Annotated in this window: 22 protein-coding genes and 1 tRNA gene; 17 read left to right on the forward strand and 6 right to left on the reverse strand. The window is 32.5% G+C overall.

Going from position 1 to position 21,300, the window contains the following annotated elements:
• The first annotated feature begins 122 nt into the window (after positions 1–122).
• The 3 genes from pdaB to CACET_RS03950 all read left to right on the forward strand — a co-directional run bounded on the left by pdaB (position 123) and on the right by CACET_RS03950 (position 3,689).
• Positions 123–902, forward strand: coding sequence for a polysaccharide deacetylase family sporulation protein PdaB (gene pdaB, locus CACET_RS03940; RefSeq protein WP_044825797.1), 780 nt, complete (start codon positions 123–125; stop codon positions 900–902).
• A gap of 347 nt (positions 903–1,249) precedes the next feature.
• Complete coding sequence (locus CACET_RS03945; protein WP_082058275.1) at positions 1,250–2,743, forward strand: Mur ligase family protein; 1,494 nt, start codon at positions 1,250–1,252, stop codon at positions 2,741–2,743.
• Between the two features lie 313 nt (positions 2,744–3,056).
• A complete protein-coding gene (locus CACET_RS03950; protein ID WP_044825798.1) occupies positions 3,057–3,689 on the forward strand; it encodes a single-stranded DNA-binding protein in 633 nt (210 codons plus the stop codon).
• A gap of 134 nt (positions 3,690–3,823) precedes the next feature.
• Here CACET_RS03950 and CACET_RS03955 read toward each other — a convergent pair whose 3' ends face one another.
• On the reverse strand, positions 3,824–4,234 hold the full coding sequence (locus tag CACET_RS03955) for a bacteriohemerythrin (protein WP_044825799.1): 411 nt from the start codon (positions 4,232–4,234) through the stop codon (positions 3,824–3,826).
• A 243-nt stretch (positions 4,235–4,477) separates the two neighbouring features.
• Between CACET_RS03955 and CACET_RS03960 the strand changes: the two genes are divergently transcribed.
• The 4 genes from CACET_RS03960 to CACET_RS03975 all read left to right on the forward strand — a co-directional run bounded on the left by CACET_RS03960 (position 4,478) and on the right by CACET_RS03975 (position 7,430).
• Positions 4,478–4,906 (forward strand): nucleoside recognition domain-containing protein, encoded by a 429-nt coding sequence (locus CACET_RS03960; protein WP_044825800.1) that lies wholly within the window; start codon positions 4,478–4,480, stop codon positions 4,904–4,906.
• Positions 4,900–5,373 (forward strand): nucleoside recognition domain-containing protein, encoded by a 474-nt coding sequence (locus tag CACET_RS03965; protein ID WP_044825801.1) that lies wholly within the window; start codon positions 4,900–4,902, stop codon positions 5,371–5,373. Before CACET_RS03960 ends, CACET_RS03965 begins: the two co-directional genes overlap by 7 nt.
• 306 nt (positions 5,374–5,679) lie before the next feature.
• Positions 5,680–7,014 (forward strand): type I glutamate--ammonia ligase, encoded by a 1,335-nt coding sequence (gene glnA / locus CACET_RS03970; RefSeq protein ID WP_044825802.1) that lies wholly within the window; start codon positions 5,680–5,682, stop codon positions 7,012–7,014.
• Positions 7,015–7,178: 164 nt separating this feature from the next.
• Positions 7,179–7,430 (forward strand): hypothetical protein, encoded by a 252-nt coding sequence (locus tag CACET_RS03975; RefSeq protein WP_044825803.1) that lies wholly within the window; start codon positions 7,179–7,181, stop codon positions 7,428–7,430.
• Between the two features lie 54 nt (positions 7,431–7,484).
• Here the strand turns inward: CACET_RS03975 and CACET_RS03980 are convergent, their stop codons facing one another.
• Entirely contained in the window at positions 7,485–9,218 is a 1,734-nt protein-coding gene (locus tag CACET_RS03980) for an ABC transporter ATP-binding protein (RefSeq protein ID WP_044825804.1), read from the reverse strand.
• 255 nt (positions 9,219–9,473) lie between these two features.
• Here CACET_RS03980 and CACET_RS03985 point away from each other — a divergent pair, with 255 nt between their 5' ends.
• On the forward strand, positions 9,474–9,908 hold the full coding sequence (locus CACET_RS03985) for a C40 family peptidase (RefSeq protein WP_044825805.1): 435 nt from the start codon (positions 9,474–9,476) through the stop codon (positions 9,906–9,908).
• 63 nt (positions 9,909–9,971) lie between these two features.
• Here CACET_RS03985 and CACET_RS03990 read toward each other — a convergent pair.
• Positions 9,972–10,048, reverse strand: a tRNA-Thr gene (locus CACET_RS03990).
• Positions 10,049–10,767: 719 nt separating this feature from the next.
• Between CACET_RS03990 and CACET_RS03995 the strand changes: the two genes are divergently transcribed.
• The 5 genes from CACET_RS03995 to CACET_RS04015 all read left to right on the forward strand — a co-directional run bounded on the left by CACET_RS03995 (position 10,768) and on the right by CACET_RS04015 (position 16,110).
• A complete protein-coding gene (locus tag CACET_RS03995; protein ID WP_044825806.1) occupies positions 10,768–11,145 on the forward strand; it encodes a hypothetical protein in 378 nt (125 codons plus the stop codon).
• A gap of 573 nt (positions 11,146–11,718) precedes the next feature.
• Entirely contained in the window at positions 11,719–13,119 is a 1,401-nt protein-coding gene (locus CACET_RS04000) for a sensor histidine kinase (protein WP_044825807.1), read from the forward strand.
• Positions 13,103–13,744: a response regulator gene (locus tag CACET_RS04005; RefSeq protein ID WP_044825808.1), complete on the forward strand. Its 642-nt coding sequence runs from the start codon at positions 13,103–13,105 to the stop codon at positions 13,742–13,744. Before CACET_RS04000 ends, CACET_RS04005 begins: the two co-directional genes overlap by 17 nt.
• A gap of 421 nt (positions 13,745–14,165) precedes the next feature.
• Positions 14,166–15,593, forward strand: coding sequence for an FAD-dependent oxidoreductase (locus CACET_RS04010; protein ID WP_044825809.1), 1,428 nt, complete (start codon positions 14,166–14,168; stop codon positions 15,591–15,593).
• A gap of 157 nt (positions 15,594–15,750) precedes the next feature.
• A complete protein-coding gene (locus tag CACET_RS04015) occupies positions 15,751–16,110 on the forward strand; it encodes an FMN-binding protein (RefSeq protein ID WP_044825810.1) in 360 nt (119 codons plus the stop codon).
• A gap of 113 nt (positions 16,111–16,223) precedes the next feature.
• On the opposite strand, the gene CACET_RS04020 is transcribed toward CACET_RS04015, so the two are convergent.
• The gene (locus CACET_RS04020; RefSeq protein ID WP_044825811.1) at positions 16,224–16,529 is read right to left on the reverse strand and encodes a YciI family protein; all 306 of its coding nucleotides are present in this window, start codon (positions 16,527–16,529) and stop codon (positions 16,224–16,226) included.
• Between the two features lie 352 nt (positions 16,530–16,881).
• On the opposite strand from CACET_RS04020, the gene CACET_RS04025 reads away from it, so the two are divergent.
• Positions 16,882–17,589: a LytR/AlgR family response regulator transcription factor gene (locus CACET_RS04025; RefSeq protein WP_082058277.1), complete on the forward strand. Its 708-nt coding sequence runs from the start codon at positions 16,882–16,884 to the stop codon at positions 17,587–17,589.
• Positions 17,586–18,851 carry a sensor histidine kinase gene (locus tag CACET_RS04030; RefSeq protein ID WP_158385957.1) on the forward strand — a complete coding sequence of 422 codons (1,266 nt, stop codon included), beginning with the start codon at positions 17,586–17,588 and terminating at the stop codon, positions 18,849–18,851. The genes CACET_RS04025 and CACET_RS04030 overlap by 4 nt, the downstream gene beginning before the upstream one ends.
• Here CACET_RS04030 and CACET_RS19775 read toward each other — a convergent pair.
• Together CACET_RS19775 and CACET_RS21270 are read right to left on the reverse strand one after the other, a co-directional pair.
• Positions 18,840–19,004: an AgrD family cyclic lactone autoinducer peptide gene (locus CACET_RS19775; RefSeq protein WP_082058276.1), complete on the reverse strand. Its 165-nt coding sequence runs from the start codon at positions 19,002–19,004 to the stop codon at positions 18,840–18,842. The two genes, CACET_RS04030 and CACET_RS19775, sit on opposite strands and share 12 nt — an antisense overlap.
• Complete coding sequence (locus tag CACET_RS21270) at positions 18,955–19,572, reverse strand: accessory gene regulator ArgB-like protein (RefSeq protein WP_158385959.1); 618 nt, start codon at positions 19,570–19,572, stop codon at positions 18,955–18,957. Before CACET_RS21270 ends, CACET_RS19775 begins: the two co-directional genes overlap by 50 nt.
• A gap of 250 nt (positions 19,573–19,822) precedes the next feature.
• Between CACET_RS21270 and CACET_RS04040 the strand changes: the two genes are divergently transcribed.
• Both CACET_RS04040 and CACET_RS04045 read left to right on the forward strand, forming a co-directional pair.
• Positions 19,823–20,356: a hypothetical protein gene (locus CACET_RS04040; protein WP_044825815.1), complete on the forward strand. Its 534-nt coding sequence runs from the start codon at positions 19,823–19,825 to the stop codon at positions 20,354–20,356.
• 106 nt (positions 20,357–20,462) lie between these two features.
• Positions 20,463–20,804, forward strand: coding sequence for a hypothetical protein (locus CACET_RS04045; RefSeq protein ID WP_044825816.1), 342 nt, complete (start codon positions 20,463–20,465; stop codon positions 20,802–20,804).
• Positions 20,805–21,300: the final 496 nt, after the last annotated feature.

The raw sequence follows: 21,300 nt of genomic DNA on the forward strand, positions 1-21,300 counted from the left end.
ACTCAAAGAAGAAAAGTCAACCATAAAATTTAAAAAGGTTAACTAAAAACCATAATATTTCAGCATAAATGTATTTATAAAGAATAAACTTTAATAGAATACTTTGTCATAGGGGGATTAGTATGAAGATATATATTTTTAAGAAAAAAACTGTAGCTGTCATCTTAATAGGTATATTGATTTTGCTAGGAGTTTTTGGTATCATTACTAGTTTTTTCGGGGGAGCGGTGGGGGCGATAGGAACAGTATTTTCACCCCAAAAGAAGTTACCCATCTATAGCGTAGAGACAGAAGAGAAAAAAATTGCTATTAGTTTTGATGCTGCTTGGGGAGACGAATTTACAGATGATATTTTAGATACATTAGATAAATATAATGTAAAAACTACTTTTTTCTTGGTGGGATTTTGGGTAGATAAGTACCCGGATATGGTAAAACAAATTCATGAAAGAGGGCATGAAGTAGGAAACCATTCTTCTACACATCCACATATGTCTAAATTATCAAAGGAACAAATTGTAAAAGAATTAAAGACCACAGGGGACAAAATAGAAGCGATTACTGGTGTAACACCGACTGTTTTTAGACCGCCCTTTGGAGACTATAATGATTTACTAATAGAGACAGCGGCAGAGGTAGGCTATCATACGATCCAGTGGGATGTTGATTCTTTAGACTGGAAAGAAATGGGGGTCAATCCTGTTGTAGATCGAGTAACTAGAAATGTTAAGAAGGGTTCCATAGTATTATTTCATAACAATGCAAAATACGTAGCAGAGTACTTACCCTTGGTATTGGAAAAATTACAAGAACAGGGCTATACTATTGTTCCTATATCAGATTTAATTATAAAGGATAACTATATCATGGATTCTACTGGAAGACAAAAGAGAGTAAACTAGAAACTATTGTCTAATACATAATTTGCTCATCAAATACAAAATATATGACTATACATTTTGTAATAAATGAATTACAGTTGAAAAAGCACCTTTTAGGTGCATTTTGACTATACTATTTAAGTATGTAATCATTAGCGTTAACTTAAGCCATTATTTATCATCCTGAGGGGAGTCGAGGGATCTTAGTATTAGCAAAATTCTTCGTTACTCCAAGATCCTCGCTATGCTCAGGATGACAGTTCGAGAGAATTTTGGTAAGAATTGTATTAAGTTAATGCCTATGAGTATGTAATTTATTTATTTTAGCTCGTGATAACTTAAACAAGTGCAATAGAGGAGATGAGCAAATGATTATTGACAACATTGAGGTGAAGGGTGTTACTTGTGATTCACGAAAAGTAAAAAAAGGATATGCATTTGTAGCCATAAAAGGAGAGACGAGAGATGGTAATGATTTTATTGAAGAAGCAGTAAAAAAAGGAGCCTCCATTATTTTTACAGAAAAAAATATTCGTATAAAAAATATAGTGGTAAAACAAGTTGAAAATGCAAGAAAGACCTTAGGTGATTTGTGTAATAATTTTTATGACTATCCCACTGAAAAATTAAAAGTTATCGGGGTAACCGGAACAAATGGTAAGACGACTACAACCCACTTAATTTATCAGATGTTAAAGGAACATGGTATTGCAGTTGGTTTAATAGGAACGCTAGATATAAGAATTAAAGAGAAGCAGTATAAAACAAAGCTGACAACCCCAGATGCAGAAGTGACCTATGCTTATCTTCATAAGATGGTGAAGGAAAAAGTGGAAGTTGTAGTAATGGAAGTCTCCTCTCATGGCTTAAAGAATGAAAGGGTACAGGGGATCAAATTCGATATTGCGGTACACACCAATATCGAAAGAGATCACTTGAATTTTCATAAAACACTGGAGGACTATATTCTTTCTAAGAAAAAGTTATTTGATCAATTGCCACAGGGAAAATTTGCTGTTATTAATCTTGATGATGATCACGCTTTGAAACTCCTAAACAATAATAGTCATGTTCTTGTAGCTACCTATGGCTTCAATGCTAAAGCTAGTATTACTGCCTCCACTATTGATACGGACTTCAGTACATCTTTTAATTACTGCTTACAGAGGGGATTAACCACTTTGTCGGGTGTAGAAATTGAACCATTTGAACATCCGATTACAATTAACTTGTTAGGAAAACATAATATTTATAATACATTGGCTGCGGTAACTTGCGGCCTTTTGTTGGACATCCCTATAAGTCACATGGCAAAGGCTTTAAGAAAGGTTACTTCTATACCTAGAAGAATGGAGGTAATTTATCGAGGAGAATACACAGTCATTGATGATTTTTGTCACAATCCTGCCAGTTATGAGACGGTATTTGAAAGTGTTCAGAGTATGCAGTATAAAAATTTACATATTATTAATGCCATTAGGGGTAATAGAGGTTTAGAGATCAATTATGAAATTGCAGAAGTGATAAAACAATGGCATGCTATTTTAAAAATCAAAAGTATGATTATAACCTCCAGTAGTGATTATACAAAACATTTAGATGTAGTGAGTAAAAAGGAAAGAGATATTTACATAGAAACTTTAAGTAGAGAAAATATTTCCTTCCAGTATGAAGATAAGCTTAGAGCTAGTGTAAAAAAAGCTTTATTCATGTTAGAGACAGGTGATATATTATTGTTACTAGGGGCACAAGGAATGGATTATGGTGCTGAAACTTTTACTAATATGATCCAGGCAAAAAACAGATGGGATGAGGTAGATGCTTTGATGAACCAACAAAGAGACATTATACCTAGACATTAAATTTACTTAAATATCATTAGCGTTAACTTAAGCTATAATTTATTATCCTGAGTGGAGCAAAGCGGAGTCGAAGGATCTTAGTGTTAGTAAAATTCTTCGTTACTCCAAGATCCTTCGCTACGCTCAAGATGACAGTTCGAGAGAATTTCGGTAATAATTGCACTAAGCTAATGCCTATGACTTAAATATAAAATTAAAGAAAATTTAGATAAAAACATTTTGATATAAGACATAATTTATCCTTTCTTCGAATAATAATGTTTATAGATTCGTCCAAAAATAAACATAAGAATAGAAGGGGGAGTTAGGCTTTATGTCAGAACATGTGATAAACAGTAATATGGTTACATTAGTAGGTAAAATTTTAGGAGAGAAAGAGTTTAGTCATGAAATTTATGGGGAAGGTTTTTATTTGTATACAATGGAGATTCCTCGTCTCAGTGACTCCTGCGACTATTTACCTTTAACTGTTTCGGAAAGGCTGTTGGTAGATGTAGATTTGAAGGCAGGTAGTATGATTAAAGTAGAAGGGCAGCTGAGGTCTTATAACAAGTTTGTAAGCGGAAATAATAAATTAATCTTAACAATATTTGCTAGAGATATTGTTATAACAGATAATGAAGAGGAAATAAAGAATCCAAACCAAATTTGCTTAGATGGATATATTTGCAAACAACCAATTTATAGGGAGACGCCCTTTGGTAGAGAAATCACAGACCTACTAGTGGCCGTTAACAGATCTTATAACAAGTCCGACTACATCCCCTGTATTGCTTGGGGAAGGAATGCTAGGTTTTCATCTAAACTAGAGGTAGGAGACCGTGTTAGAACTTGGGGGCGAATCCAAAGCAGGCAGTATCAGAAAAAGTTGCAGGATGGGGCGGTTTTGAACAAGGTTGCTTATGAAGTTTCTATCTCCAAAATGGAAAGAGTGGAGGAGGAATAAGGTGTAGCAAAAAAAGAAAAAGAATCATACTTTTTCTGTTGAGGTATATGTACCAGAGAAAGTATGATTCTTTTTCTGCTGTGGTATTATGTAGGATCTCTTTAGAATCTGTGCTAAAGGCAAAAGTAAAAAGATCAGTCGGAAGATATTGCAAGGGAGTGCATGACATCTGCAAATTTTTTATCTTCTTGACTAATATGATTTGCTAACCATTCTATTACCAAAAGTTTCAAAGCATCTAAAGTTTTTTCCTCCACTTTTTCTTGTTTTATTTCAGCTGCTAAGTTAAAAAACTCATTAAGGAAGTAAGTGTGTTGCTGACTATGTTTTTTAAAATCTTCATAGTTCATCTTCAACATAGCAGCCTCCTCATCACGAAAATGCTCTATAACGTAATTGGATAAAAAGTCAAAGGTTGTATGAAGGGTTTTTGTATCACTGTTGATATCTAAAGAAAGAATCTCACCAGTCTTTTCGAATATTCTTTTGTGCTGCTGGTCAACTGTCAAAATACCAGTAACTAATTCTTCTGTCCACCATAACATGGATGATAGCCTCCTTTTTAAAATAAAGTTTAAGTTTTCTTAACTATACCTATAAATATTATACTATAATCAAAAAAATATAGGAAGAAAAGAAATGGTTTTAAAGGTTTTAGATACATTGTGAATCTATTCTAAGGATTCTATCTATGCTATAATAGGATTGGAAACAGATACAGTGATGATTAAAACTGTATTATGTACTAATATTATAGTATTCAGATAAGGGAGGACAGATGAAGGACTATGTTTGTAAACTCAATAAAGACTGGCTGTAAAAAAGGAATAGAAACTACATGGATGTTAGCAAAGGTGATTATACCTGTATATTTTGTTGTAACTTTCCTACAACATACCCCTGTGATTCAGTGGATTGCGCATACCTTTAAACCATTAATGGCAATATTTAATTTGTCAGGTGAGGCAGCGGTTGTGCTGGTTTTAGGAAACTTTCTCAACCTATATGCTGCCATTGGTGCTATTAAGGCGATTTCTTTAGAACCTATGGAAATTACTATTATTGCAATAATGCTATCTTTTTCACACTCACTCTTAATAGAAACAGCTGTTACTAAAAAATTGGGTATTAGTGTAGGAAAAATTATTGCAATTAGAGTAGGCTTGGCAGTAGTTGCGGGAATTATCATGGGGAGGGTTGGTACAATACTATGGTAGAAATTTTAAAAGAAGCCTTCTTGGGCAGCATAAACTCAGTATATTCAATAGCAATTATTGTAATCCCTATTATGATTGTTTTACAACTGTTGCGGGATTATAAAATATTAGGAAGGATTATAAAACCTTTTGAATTTTTAGCTAGTATCTTCAAGATATCCAAAGAATCTATCCTCCCTTTATTAGTAGGTGTTATTTTCGGACTTTCTTATGGGGCAGGGGTGATTATTCAAACCTCTAAAGAAGGAAATGTTTCTAAGAGGGATTTGCTTTTGATTACAGTGTTTTTGGCATCCTGTCATGCTGTTTTTGAAGATACCTTGATTTTTGTAGCTGTAGGGGCTAATGGATGGCTTTTGCTAGGAACTAGGTTGCTAGCCGCTTTTATACTAACCTTTATTTTATCTAGGCGAATTTCATTGGAGGATATGCAGGTGCTAGAGAGACTTAAAGCAGAAGAAATATAAGATTTTAGATTTGTAAATGGATTATCTTACTTATAAGCTGAAGTATTCTTATATGTTTTTGAAGGGTTTTGAAATTGATACTGTTTTAGAAGGCTAATACTGGAGGAATAAGGAGGAAACCCATATAAGTAGCAAATGATTCTAAACCTCCCACATTTAATCCCATGAGATAGATGCTTAAGGGGGATGTAGATGGGTGAAGCGAGTATATGAAAATTGCAGCATAAGTAAATATATGGTAAACTCTTACAAAAGGACTGGAAAACCCCAGTCTTTTTTCAATAAAAAATAGGAGTTGGTTTTGTTTTGAGTAATTTAAACAGTGACGATGTGAAACGGATTGTAAGAGAGGAAAATGTACGCTTCATTAGATTACAGTTTACTGATGTTTTTGGTAAATTAAAAAATGTAGCTATTACGCCTAATCAATTAGATACTGCATTGAATAATGAAATTATGTTTGATGGCTCTTCTATTGATGGGTTTGTAAGAATAGAAGAGTCGGATATGTACTTAGCTCCAGACCCTTCAACATTCACCATATTTCCTTGGAAATCAAATGGTTACGGGAAGATAGCAAGAATGATTTGTGATGTTTATAATCCCGATGGAACACCATTTGAAGGCTGTCCTCGTAATGTTTTAAAGAAAAAAATTAGCCAATTAAAAGAACATGGTTTTGAATTTTATGTGGGTCCAGAGGTAGAGTTTTTTCTGTTTGAAGCTGACGAGAAAGGAAGACCTACTACAGAGGTGCAGGATCATGCTGGGTACTTTGACTTAGGTCCTACGGATCTAGGGGAAGAGGCAAGACGAGATATATGTCTTACTTTAGAAGAGATGGGCTTTGAGATTGAAGCTTCTCACCATGAAGTAGCTCCAGGACAACATGAAATTGACTTTAAGTACGATGATGCCCTTAAAACGGCTGACAACGTTTCGACATTTAAACTGGTAGTAAAAAGCATTGCGAAAAAACATGGATTACATGCTACCTTCATGCCTAAGCCAATTACTGGAAAACATGGAACCTGTATGCATCTTAATCAATCCCTTTATAAAAATGGGGAAAATGCTTTTTATTGTAGTGATGATTCACTAGGCTTAAGCCAAGAAGCCTATTATTATATAGGAGGACTTATAAAGCATGCTAGAGAGTTTGCTGCTATTACCAATGCCACAGTAAACTCATATAAACGATTCGTACCTGGGTTTGAAGCACCCACTGATATTGCTTGGGCCACTGCCAATAGAAGCCCTTTAATAAGAATTCCAGCAAAAAGAGGAGCAGCCACAAGAGTAGAACTAAGAAATCCAGACCCTACTGCAAATCATTATTTAGCCTTTGCTTCCGTACTAGCTGCTGGGCTTGAAGGAATAAAAAATAAAATTCAGCCGCCATCCTGCTGTAATGAAAATATTTATGATATTGACGATAAGGATAAAAAAAGTCGTGGTATACAGCAGTTTCCTGAGAGTTTAAAGGAGGCTGTAATAGAATTAGAAAAGAGCCAACTAATGAAGGAAACCTTAGGGTCTCATATACATGCAACCTATGTGGAGGCCAAAAAGAAGGAGTGGCTAGAATATAGCCAAGAAGTGCATCAATGGGAGATTGAAAAGTATTTAGCACAATATTAGATAATCACTGAGGTTAATTGAGTTTAAAATAAAAAAATGTTAAAACTTAACAAGCTAACAGTTTTAGCAAAGCAAGCAATTATTTACTACCTATATTAAAAGAGATTTTGCAGATAATAGTATATGTAAGCTCAGCTTATAATAAATATCTGGAGGGATCTCTAATGAACAACTTTACAGGAAATACTCCAAATCTAAAAAATACAAAAAATATTAAACAACAAGAAATTGAAAACGCTAAGCAAAGTATGAACAATATGCAAAATACAACACAGGGAACAACAGGAAATACAATGACAAGTAACATTCCAAATCTAGAAAACTCTACTTCTGTTGGGCAGCAAGAAATACAGAAGGCAAAGCAGAAATCTAAACAAAGTGGAAGTAAAAACTCAAGAAGTAACAACTTAATGTAATAAAGAAAAGTTCCTAAGGATTTTAGAATCCTTAGGAACTTTTGTTTTGGTATATTAGGCTACATCAGGAGTCAATTCACTAAATTGTGCTTTATATAGCTTTGTATAGACGCCATTCTGTGCTAATAAATTTTCGTGATCTCCTTCTTCTACGATTCCTTCTTCTGTCAACACCATAATTCTATCTGCCTCTCTGATGGTAGTTAAACGATGGGCTATAATTAATGTTGTTCTGTTTTCTGATAAGTGATGCAAAGATGCCTGAATCACCTTCTCTGTTTCGTTATCTAAGGCAGATGTAGCTTCATCTAAGATAAGGATAGGAGGATTCTTCAAAAAGATTCTAGCAATAGATAGTCTTTGTTTTTGTCCTCCAGACAATTTGACACCTCTTTCTCCGATATAAGTGTCATAGCCGTTTTCTAAGTTCATAATAAATTCATGGGCATTTGCTTTTTTAGCGGCTGCTATAATCTCTTCATCTGTAGCGGTGATTTTACCATAAGCAATATTTTCCTTTATTGTACCTGAAAACAGGAAAACATCTTGTTGCACAATACCGATATTTTGACGTAAAGATTTTTGTGTAACTTTTTGAATATTCTTATCATCAATTTCGATAATACCGTTATCCACTTCATAAAACCTAGGAATAAGACTGCAAAGGGTTGTTTTTCCGCCGCCTGAGGGTCCTACAATAGCTACTGTTTCCCCAGGCTGAATAGTAAAGCTAATATTCTCTAGGACACTAGCTTTATTATTATAACTAAAGGTGACATTTTTAAAAGTAATTCTTCCTTTGACCTGATCTATATCTTCTGCATTAGGCATATCAACAATTTCTGGTTGCAACTGCAGTGTTTCATAAAAACGATGAAAGCCTGCCATCCCCTTTTGGTAGTTTTCTACTAAAATAGTAAGTTTTCGCATAGGCTGTAAAAACATAGATACATATAATAAAAAGCCTATCAGTTCTCCGGTAGTCATGCTCCCTTGATAGATAAATATTCCACCAAAGATTAAAACGACTAAATGAATAAAGTTAGCAAAAAAAGTAACACCAGCAAAGAATTCAGCCATGACCTTGTAACCTACTTCTTTGGACTCTTTGAAATTTTTATTACCTATTGCAAACTTTTCTTCTTCATAAACTTCATTTGTAAATGACTTTACTACCCGAACACCTGCAACGCTATCTTCTACTTGGGCATTGATATCTGCTAGTTTTAATCTCATGTTTCTAAAGGCATGCTGCATTGTTTTATTCTTAGAAATTGCAAAGATCAAAACAATAGGGATAATTGAAAAAGTGATCAGTGTCAAAGGAACATGAATAAATATCATAATGAAAAAAGATCCTACTAGAGTGACTGTGGCTATAAAAAGGTCCTCTGGCCCATGATGGGCTAATTCAGATATTTCATTTAGATCATTCACTAATCTAGACATAATATGACCTGTTTTTGTATTGTCGAAGTAATTAAAGGGAAGCTTGTGCAAATGATGGAACAAATCTCTACGCATATCCTTTTCCATCCTTACCCCCAATACATGTCCCCAATAATCAACAGTATATTGTAAGATACTCCTGAAGACATACAATACCAGCATTCCAATTCCTACCCATAAAATGGTTTGTAGGTTTCTGCTGGGAAGCACATCATCAATCATTTTACCTACAACAAAAGGAAATACTAAATCCATACCCGCCATCACAAAGGCACAACTAAAGTCCATGATAAAAAGAGGTAAGTGAGGCTTGTAATACTGTATAAATTTCTTTAACATAACACATCATCATCCTTTTATATCATTATTAAAATAAGTAAGATTCTCTAATATTATAACATAAATTTTAAGGTTTTACCTATAGGATCCACTTGCAATACCCTATAGATATTATTGATATAACACGAATCGAGGTGTTTTTAAGAGGAATATAAAAAAATGCTAAGCAGTATCAATTTTTTTTTCTGTTCATAAGATACTACCATAAAGCTAAAGTGTCTAAAAAGACGCTTTAAAATTTAGGGGGTAAAAAAGATGAAGGAAAGAATTAGCAGTTATAGCATAGAAAAGTTAGTTGATCAGTTTAGAAATGTCCCATTTGTTCATAATGGACGTTCCGTTGAAAAGGGTGTTGACTGCTTAGGACTTGTGATTCTCTTCTATAAAGAATTTGGTATAAATCTGCCCAGTGATGATGGAGTGACCATAGAAAAAGACTGGTATAGAAAAGACCCTGAGAGACTTATACGAGGAATCAAAGGTTTAGGGGGAATAAACATTGAGGTTGACCAGCTGCAACCACTGGACTTAGTTTACTTTGCCATCAACCGTCATATTATAACCCATACGGGCATTATGATAAATAATAAGGAGTTTCTGCATACCCGTCCAATTATAGGGGTTTCAAAAGATCCTTTGGAAGGGAAGTGGAAAAGACGGTTTAAAGGAGCACTGAGGCTCCTACAATAAAAAAAGTAATAAAAAAATGCAACCCCTAGTTCTTTCTAGAAATCACATTTTTACAAAATATAATGGAGCTGATGATGGGACTTGAACCCACGAACCTCTTCCTTACCAAGGAAGTGCTCTACCTGCTGAGCTACATCAGCGTATAAAGTTTTTAGGACATTTATTAAAGCCACGAACTACATTATATAGGATATTTTTAAAAATGTAAAGGGGTATTTCAAAAAAAACAGAAAAAAAGTAGAAGGGTGAATTGACATAGTAAATGCAACCTTGGGGAATTAAAGTAGAATTTTGTTTTAATGAGAAACGATATTTAAAAATCGATTCTAATGTGGAAGGACTTATGTATTAGAAGGAAAATAACAATAAATTTTAAAAAAAATTTTATTAAATTAATAGAAAACAACAAGCATGTAATTGAAAATTTTATTTCATATGAAATATTTAATTGAATATATTGCATCATTTTAAAGAATAATTAAAATATTATAAAAAAATAATGGATATAAAAATGCATCATACCCCAGTATGTTAGTATATTCAAGGATATATTTATGAAAAATTCAATGCATTAACTATTAAAGTCAAATTTATGAATTGTATATAATATACAATTCATAAATTTGATTTTTCATTTACCGTTAAGGAAATAACAAAAAAAGCTAGCGAAATTGCAAAAACTATGCTATAATAATTACAAGAAAAGAAACGTTTTCAAACAAAAAGGGATATTATATTTCAAGGTGAAAGGGGGGCATTCTGGCTTATAGGGAATGTAAAGATATTACTTAATGGTTTAAGATATAAAGGATTTATATTTTTTACAAGACCTATGTAGTTTAAAAGCCAGAGGATAAAAATGATAAGACAATTAATGGGGATTAATAGAGAACTTAAAAAGACAAAAAAGAAGATGATGTACTTTATTCTAGAAGACAAACAAACAGGGGCTATATGGACAGATACAAGATGCTTCAACGAGATGGCGTCTACCTACAATCCTACTGGTTGGACCTATGAAGACGTCAAGGGATCAGATGGTCGTATTTTATTTGAAACTATATCAAAGTCAGAGTTTAGTGAGAAATTAAAGGCGTTAACTCAGTTGCCTCTTGGACGCAATCTTAAAGAAGAAGTTAAAAGTGCACTGGAAACGGTAGCTAAAGCAAAAAATAAAACACTTGTAGATATAACTACAGAAGCGTTAGAAGAATATATTGAAAAAAACCAACATTAATAAACTGGTTGTAGCAAGGTTAGAAAAAGTTAAAATTTGCTTATTATAAACCCAAAAAGCAAATACTACTTCGATTGAAATGTCGAAGTAGTATTTGCTTTTTTGCAGTTTATAAACTTTGACAATCGCTGAAACTACTAGAAATAGAATTTTTTTTCTATGCTATAGATTTGTTGAATAAATATATATAGATTGTACATTAGCGTTAACTTAAACCATAATTTGTTATCTTGAGGGGAGCAAAGCTGAGTAGAAGGACTTTACGTATTAGCAAAATTCTTCGTTATTCTTCGTTATTGAAAGCTCCTTCACTACGTTCAGTATGACGGTTCAAGAGAATTTTGGTAATAATTGTGTTAAATTAACTATTATGATATATTGTATAATTGTTTGGGGTATAACTTATATAGTGAATACTATCTTCAAATTTTACTGTGGAATGTAAAATTTTATCTGAAAATTCACAAATCAAGCCTCTGGCTGTTTATCTAAACTTTGGGAAGTATATTCTAACTGGTTTTGTAATACTAGAGTATAGAACAATGTATTATTAAATAGATAAGGAATGATTCTATGGGAAAATATGAATATGTAATCCTGTTTTTTATTTATGGTTTAGCTTTTTTCTCGATGGGAATATCAGCTCTTCAGCAAAAGGGTGTGAAAATCAGTAATTTTCAATTATTAAAATCAATTAAATATTTAGGTATTTTTGGCGTGATTCATGGGATAACTGAGTGGGTAATTATGTTAAGGATTACTAGTGTGTATGTTGAATGGGATTTTGCATTGTTTTTGGTACAGATATTTTTGAACGCTTTTTCTTTTATGTTTTTGCTTATTTTTGGTTTGAGACTACTTCAGGGTACACATGACAGAAAAAGGAGCAGTTATATTCCTGTTTGTTTATTTCTGTTGTGGGCAACGGCAGTAATATATTCCGTTGTTTTTCATGATAACTATGAGTTCTGGTTTTCTTTTTATAGTGCTTTGAGTAGATATTTTCTTGGATTTCCAGCCACGGTAATTACCGCCTGTGCCCTTTTAAAAGAATCTAAAACGATGAGTCTATTAAAATTAAATAAAATAGCTTTAAATTATAAAGCAATGGCTTTTTTCTTTATAATTTATGGCATTTTGGCTGGAGTATTAGTAGGGGAAAAAAACTTTTTTCCAGCCAATATTATTAATAAGGAGCTATTTCAATATATCTTTGGATTTCCTGTTGAACTAGGAAGAGGAATTGCGGCGGTAGTTATTACAGTGCTATTTATACAGGCAATTGATATTTTTAGATGGGAAGCAAATGAAAAGATTACGCAGCTTACTAAAATGCAGCTTATTAGTAATGAAAGAAAGAAGTTAGCCAGGGAGATTCATGATGGAATAATACAGAATCTTTTTGCCACAGGTCTTCAGGTGGAAAATTTACTGGGAAAAGAAAAGGATTCACAACATCGAAACAATTTAAAAGAAATTAAGTCTAATCTTAATGATGTGATCAGCCAGATTCGTGATTTTATGTCTAAAATGGTAACAAAGAGAATCGAAATAGAAGATTTAAAAGCAAGTTTATTAGAATTGATTCAGCAGTTCGAAAAAATCAGCGATCTAGATATTACTTTTGAGTACAATATTCCCCCAGTCGTGTTAGGATATCTTTCTCCTGACAAATCCACCAATGTTTATTATATAGTACAAGAGGCTCTTTACAACGTATGTAAGCATGCAGATGCTACGAAGGTAAAAGTTAAGTTGACATCAGATTTAAATGTAGTTGTAGTTTCGGTGGAGGATAATGGGAAAGGATTTAAAGAAGATATGGTTTATAGCGAAAAAAGCTACGGTATTATATCTATGAAGGAGAGGGCAGAATTGATTCAAGGTAGCATAGCTATTGAAAACACTAGTAAAGGTGTTAAAATTTTGTTAATCGCACCTTGGGAGGAGGAGACTAGTGAAAAAAAAGATTAGTATATTGCTAGTAGACGATCACTCTATTGTTCGTTGGGGTATTCGGTCTCTTATAGAAGAAAATCAACGACTAGTGGTTTGTGGCGAAGCAGAAACCCTTACTGAAGCTATTGAACTAGTAGAAGAGCTTTTACCAGATGTGGTGTTGCTGGATGTAAGACTACCAGACGGGGATGGTGTGATTGGATGTAAACGTATCAAAACATTGGCACCGAAGTCTAAAGTGCTAATGCTAACTGCTTATGCAGAAGATCAGATTGTTATAGAGGCCATCAAAGCTGGTGCAGATGGGTACATACTAAAAAATATTGAAAGCAAGAAAATTATGCAGGCTATTTTTGATGTTTATGAAGGAACTGGATTTTTAGATCCCTGTTTGACAGAAAGTGTGTTAAATCAGATAAAAAGTAGTAAGGGCAAAAGTAATCTGCAGCTAACTCTGAGGGAGGAAGAGATTTTAGATCTGCTCTGTGTAGGGAAAAGTAACAAAGAAATTGCCAGCGCCCTAGAGATCTCTGAAAAAACTGTTAGAAATTATGTTAGTAAAATTATGGATAAAATCAATGTCACAAATCGTACCGAAGCTGCTTTGTTTTGGTCGAGACTTAAGTCCCGTGGAGGTTGAAAACCTTGCATTGGGGCTTTTTTAGTTGATTTTTTGCAGCAGTAAGCATATTGGCAAATTATTAGCGTTAACTTAAGCCATAATTTGCCACTCTGAGTGGAGCAAAGCGGAGTCGAAGGATCTTAGTGTTAGTAAAATCACAGTTCGAGAGAATTTTAGTAATAATTGTATTGAGTTAACGCCTATGGTTGGTAAATTAAATACTAGATTTTATTTTACTATATTTTCGTTTTTAGACTGATTGTAGTAAAAATAAAAGTTAGAGATCATAAAAAAAGTAGCAAAGAATTCAATTTTTAGGGACATATGTCCCTAATGACGGGACATTTTACATATTTTCATTATTTTTATTTGTGATATTCTTTTAGTAAGTACTTAATAAAAAAGTTATTAATTTAACAATTTTTAAGGAGGAATAAAAATGTATAAAAATAAGACTTTGTTAACGCTAGGCATATTAATCCTTTCATTTGCTTTACTCGTTGGATGTGCTAAGCCGCCAGTGCAAGCTGACGATCCAGCGCCACAGGCACCGGAAGTTAGTGATATTGAAACAGATGTATTAGTTATCGGTGGTGGAGGTGCTGGTCTTGTATCTGCTATTACAGCAGCTGAAAACGGTGCCAAAGTTGTCCTAGTAGAAAAAATGCCAATGGTAGGCGGAAACACTATGATTTCTGCAACTGGGTTTACAGCTTCTGATACAGCTTTACACGAAGAGGCAGGAGTTCCTTTTACTGTGGAAGATCATATCAATAGAACCATGGATATGGGAAAAGATATACCTGACGAAGAGTTAGTGCGACTTTTGGCTGAAGAAAGTAATGCAGTTTATGAGTGGTTAACCTCGCTAGGATTAAGCTATAAGCTTAATGAAGATGAACCTTGGTGGATTATCCCTACTGAAGGACATTATGGGGCTCAGCTAGTTGCAGCCTTCCAAAATGAAGCTGCAAAGCATAGTGATTTAGAAATCAGATTAAATAATAAAGCTACTGAGTTAGTCGTAGAAGATGGTAACGTTGTAGGAGCTAAAGTTGAAGATAAAGATGGAAACGTTTATACAATCAAAGCAAATGCTGTAGTATTAGCAACAGGTGGTTTTGGTAATGCACCAGATCTAATAGGGGAATACAATCCTAAATTTGCAGGTGCTCATAATGTAATGAGTACAGCAGGCCCTACTGGAGATGGATTTAGAATGGCAACTGCCGTTGGTGCAGCAACAAGAGATATGGAATACCATCAAATGAGACCGTTAGCAACACCTGGATACTGGATTAGAGAGTCTGTTATTAGTCAAGAAGGATTAGGCGGCGTTTTAGTAAATAAAGATGGTGAGAGATTTGCAAATGAGACTTTAAGACCATTGGATTTAGTACCAGAAGTACTTGCTCAAAAAGATAGTGTAGCTTATGTAATCTTTGATGCGGATGTATATGCAACCAATAATGGTAAAGCTGCAGTGGAAAGAGGCGGTATGATAGAAGCAGATACAATCGAAGAGTTAGCTGAAAAGCTTGGTTTAGATGCTGAGGTTGTAGCAGCTACAGTAGCAGCATACAATGAAGGTCAAGATGAGTTTGACAGAGAAACAATGGGTAAAGTGACAACTGCTCCATTCTACGGAGTAGAGGTAGCACCATCTTCTCACTACACCATGGGAGGATTAGTCTTCAACAGAAATGCTGAAATCCTTGATGAAGCGGGTAACCCAATTCTTGGTTTATATGGTGCAGGGGAAATTCTAGGAGGATTATACGGTCCTGGTCGTTTAGCTGGAAATAACACATTAGATGATGTTGTGTTTGGTAAAATTGCTGGAAAAAATGCAGCTAACCTAAAGTAATATAGCTATCGATTAAAAATCTTGATTCATCAATACCCTTCAGAATAGATATGGCGGTTAGACGGTCATATCTGTTCTAAGGAGTTGAAGAGAAGCAACCTTAGAAATGTAAGTTTTAGTGTCTTATGATTAAGCAAGAGACAGATAGGAGGAAAAAATGAAGAAACTATCTATTTTATTTATTATAGTGATGTTATTTGCTTTGGTTGGATGTAGCAGTTCCCCCGCTGCTACTGAAACTGAAAGCAACTGGAAGGATGGAAGTTATGTAGGTACTGGAAAAGGCTATCAGTCTGATATTGAGGTAGAAGTAGTGATAGAAGGTGGAAAAATCGCAAAAGTTGAAATTGTTTCTGCTGGCGATACCCCAGGTATTTCTGACGCTGCCATCGATGCGATTCCAGAGGCTGTATTGGAAGCTCAATCTTCAGAAGTAGATGTAGTTAGTAATGCAACGAGAACAAGTGAAGGTATTATTCAAGCGGTAGAAGCGGCTTTGAAAAATGCTGAAAAATAAAAAACAAACTGGTTTAGCTTTGCTAAAACCAGTTTGTTTTTCTGTGTATTTAAGATGTTCACTTCTGTACTAGGAAATAAGCACTACACCCTCGAAATGAATGGAGTCTCGCTTTATTTATATAGCTCCATAAAGGTAGGAGCGACTTTACAAGGTGTAACTTCAATTTTCTGCCATACATTTCCTACCACATAGGGCTCTATCTTTAAATATGCATCAAGCTCTTCTCTTGAGGGAAAATCCACTACAAGGAATGAACCAATCATTTTCTCGTTTTCATCAAGCAAAGCAGCACCATATAGATGTTTCTTTTCGTCAGCCATGTTTTTAACAAGTGCCAAATGTTCCTCCCGGACAGCCATTCTTCTTTCAAGAGCCTTTTCGTCACTTCCATCATATCCTGTAATTAAAAATTGCATAAAAATTCCTCCTTAAATATCTATAAACTTCTTTGGTTTGTGATTTACATATAGTATTTCCACAAATAAAGATAATTTCCTCTATAATTTTGTGCAGGTTTTAGTAAAAGAGAATTGAATGATCTGACTTTATATCAGTACTTTAGCGAATATAACAGCAACTTATCGAATTTTTATTTAAACTAGCATCTTAGTATGTTATTTTTATATAGATATACGTCTATGAATTTTAATATAATAAGCGCTACATTTTTTAGTCAAGGGGAAACAGTAGACCGTGTATGTTAAATTCAAGTTTAAAGCTTTATACCTATATCAAGTCAATATAATATTTAATACTGAGGTGATAGACATGGGAAAGATTTTAATTGTTGAAGACGATCCTATCATCAGTAAAGGATTAGCAGAACTTGCTCAATCGATTCATTCTGAATTGGAGCTGATTATTACGGAATATGCTGAGGAAGCACTAAACTGCGCAAAAAAAGATGTTATTGATGCATTTTTTCTAGATATTCAATTAAAGGACTACTCAGGATTGTTGTTAGGAAAAAAAATCAGGGAAATAGATGCCTACAAGCTAACACCCATCGTATTTATTACAGCTATTCCTACCAGAGAGTTATTAGCCTATAAAGAGATTCATTGTTATGATTATATTGTTAAACCATTTACTGAAGAAGAGGTGACAAAAGTCTTTCAGACAATCATCCGCCATGGTATTAATAAAAAAGAAGAAAAAAAACCAATGCTTAAATTAAAACAGAAGGTCTATTCCTATCTTATTAAACAAGAAGAAATTATCTATATTGAATCAATAAGCAGAAAACTATTGATTGTGACGGTGAAAGAAAAGTTTATTGTTTCTACTTATACATTAAATCAGATATTGGATAAGTTAACAGAGGATTTTTTGCAATGTCATAAAGGATATATTGTTAATATCAACTATGTTAAAAAAATTGATAAGTTAAATAATCTTATCCAGTTAAAAGAAACAGATTTCCGTATTCCTATAGGCAGAAAATATAAGGAGATTCTAGTAGGTAAATGCATATGACACTATTTCAACTAATGATCATGTCCACCTTTGATCTTGTAGGATATATTACTATCTCAAAAAAATTATTGAAAAATAGAAATGGGAACAAATGGTTCTATGGACTATGTATTTTGGTCTTTTCCTTTATAGGTGCTTCATTTACAAGATACATACCACAAGAATATAGTATGTTTATTAACGCAGCTCTAGTTATCTATATGTTTCGTTTGCTTTATAAAAGAAGAGTTAGTGAGACGATATATCTATATATATTAAGTGTAATTATCATATTATGTGTACAATTAAGTGTCATAATATTATTGGAAACTTTAAGTAATGGTATAGAATATATTTTTTTTCATGGAATCATTGCACAGAGTATAGCAATATTGCTGGTGATGATAGTAAGTGTATCTTTACCGATTCATCTGATGTTTCAATTTATTATTAAAAATAATAAAGTCTTTAAGTTGTTGATATTCAATTTATTTGTTTTATTGATTACTATACTATTTTATTGGCATGTTGACATCAGTAGTATGATAAAAAATATCATAAGCCTTACTTTTTTTTCTACTGGAGCTATTTTTGTAAATTTTATTTTATTAAAAAACGGACTGAAAAATCAATACGAAGAGCAGCAACTACAGGTGTATGAAAAATATTTACCTGTTATTGATGAATTAATCAAAGAATTGAGGGCAAGACAACATGAATTTGATAACCATATCCAGGCATTAAAAATGATAACCGTTACAAGCACAAATTATGAAGACATTATGCACTCCATGAAAAAATATACACATGAACTTGAAATAAAAAATGATTTAGGTGATCTAATTAAGCTTAACAACAAAGTGCTGGCAGGTTTTCTATATAACAAGAGAAAACTTGCGAAAAAGCTAGGTGTTGATTTTGAGATCATAATTGAGGATTATGCTTTCATAGCAAAACTAAAAAATTTTGAATTAGTGGAGGTCGTCGGTAATCTAATAAATAATGCCTTTGAAACAGGAATAGATAACAATGTCGTTAAACTAATATTATCAAAAGAAAAAGATATGTATGTTATTGAAATCAGAAATAAACATCCATATCTAAATAGAGACAAAATAAATACTATCTTTAAGAAAGGATTTTCAACGAAGCCTTACATTGACAGAGGTTATGGTTTATATAATCTGAAAAAAATTGTGAATAGATATAATGGGGAAATAGAAGTGTTAAATGAAGAATATGATGGTGAAAACTATCTTGTATTTAGAGTGCTAGTCAATTGAAGGACCAGCTGGTTCTTTTAAACAATCAGGACAATTTGGTTCTCCCCAAAAAGAAAAACAAGCTACCTTTGAAATAAACAAGGGTGCAATAAAAATCAATAAATTACATAGGATACCTGTTAATCTTTTGAAGCTTATCTTTTCTGCTTTCATACATTAAACCCCCCTTTCTTAATAGCAATTGAATACATTGCAAAACTATAACCCATATGGAGTGAATGAAGTATGGGTTTTTATTTGTAAAAAAATACATAAAGAGATGAAAAACTATTATCATTGCACTTAAGAACTTAAATGTAGTGATTTTTTTACGAGAATAAGTGGGTCTAGCTTCTGAAGGAATAGGGGCTAGTAAAATAACTATCAATAGGGCAAAGATAAATAAGACCAAGGTAATAAAAAAATCAAGAAAAATAGAAAGTACTAAAAATATAGATAGATAAAAGAAAGCAGCACTAAATAAGATACAACCTATATATGTTTTAAAATGCAAGCCACCAGTAAAGGGACGAAGGGTAGATAAAGCCAAAAAGGAATAAATAAAATTCATTTGTTTGTCTAATAGAGTAAATACAAGAAATAAGACAATCAGTTTAGAAAAATCATTGATGATCACCTCTAATGTATATCTCAGTTTAATGCTGTCCATTTCACAAAGACTAAATTCAGTTTCAAAATATTTATGTATCCTACGAGTCACAATTCTAATCAAAACAATCACCCAAATTCAATAAGTATTATTTATGATATTAGCATGAAATTTTGATTTACAAATAGCAAATGGATAAACGACGTGTTTATCTGCGCAAACAACAGTTTTTCGAAAAATATGTTGTTTATATCAATAGGAGTGTCGTTTGTCCATTATCTATTGTCGGGTTAGAAATAGGATGGTAATATATCGGTGTGATAAGAAAAACAAAAGTAAATAATATATAATTAACCTATTTAGGCGAGTAAAAGGAGAAAAAATGAAAAAAGTTTATTATGTAGATAGTATTTTACTTATTCTATCTACTGTTTTATTTATTACATTCGTGGAAAACATTGATGATATTATCAATAGAGCAATATTCCTATTGTTTATAAGTGGTTGTATTTATGCAAATATAAAAATGAGTATTGTAATAAAATATCCTCCTAAACATAAATTAGCAGCAAAAGAAAAAACTGACGTTTTTCTACTGATTTTAGGGAAAATCTACTTTCTAATAATGATGATTCGGTTTGGTTACTATTTGAGTGATGGTAATGATTTATTTATATTGCTAGTGTTTATGTTTCACGGGTCGCTAATACTAGACTACACATATATTCATAATAACTATTTAATAACGATAAAAAGAAAACCCATTCATCTCCATGAAATTTTGGAATTCGAGATGGAAAAACAATTTCTTAACCAAAAATACTTGCATGCAAAAATAAAAGAAAAAGGGACAATTAGATTTTGCTTATCAGAATATGAATATGAAAATTTTAAGAATGCTATAGAAGATTTTTAAATTGAACAACTTATTAGAAATATTTTTAGATGATTTTACCTTGTTGCACTATTTATATTAAATAGTGTAGTTATCGAAGTGGTAATTTGATTTGAGAGGAAAAAATATGTTATTTAATATTGTACTTGTACCAATGGCGATATTTATGGTAACTATTATATCTGAAATTAAGAACAATTTAACAAAGTTTAATTTTGTTCCGAAAAAAATGATAGAAAAAGTTGAAGATTTGCTGAGTGAAGAAGATGTAATTAGCTACAATAAAAAATATATGCTTCCTATGTGCTATATACTTATGGGTATTATGATTACTATGTCTATAGCTACAATAATTTTTGAAAGGGATATATATCATATCTTCATTATGTTTGGGTTTTTCGGTTGGTTTCTTAACTTGGCTATATTCTGGATACTAGGAACAATTGATTTGAATAAAAAAATAAGATAATGCAAACTTCCATGAATGAAAGAATTGTTGAGTGAAAGTATATATTTAAAAACAATTGAGAAAATTGCATAAAAATTATGTTGTTTATGAATAAATATTTTCATATACGTACATTTAAAATAATTCTGCATTTTAAAACTTTCAAATTTTGCATGAATTTCAATCATATTTCAATCATATAGCTTTCTGTATTAATAATAAGATTTCATTAGTAATTTACTTTCAAAAGAATAAAATCATAGAAATGTGGGGTGGAAATATGAAAAAAAGCATATCGCAAAAAAAATATTGGGATTTATTTTAATACTATGTATAGCTATCGTATGGCTTTATATAACACTAGATTTAATGATTGATAGATGGGGAAGCTTGGCAATAGGTACATTTATTAGCTTTGCTATTATCTGATTTTTTGTTTTTATAGATTATATTTATAAATATAATATTAGAAAGTAACCTCTAGACAGTAAAATTAGATAAAAATCAGTCAATAGCA

Origin of the sequence: Clostridium aceticum, from assembly GCF_001042715.1 — a bacterium.
Classification (GTDB): domain Bacteria; phylum Bacillota; class Clostridia; order Peptostreptococcales; family Natronincolaceae; genus Andreesenella; species Andreesenella acetica.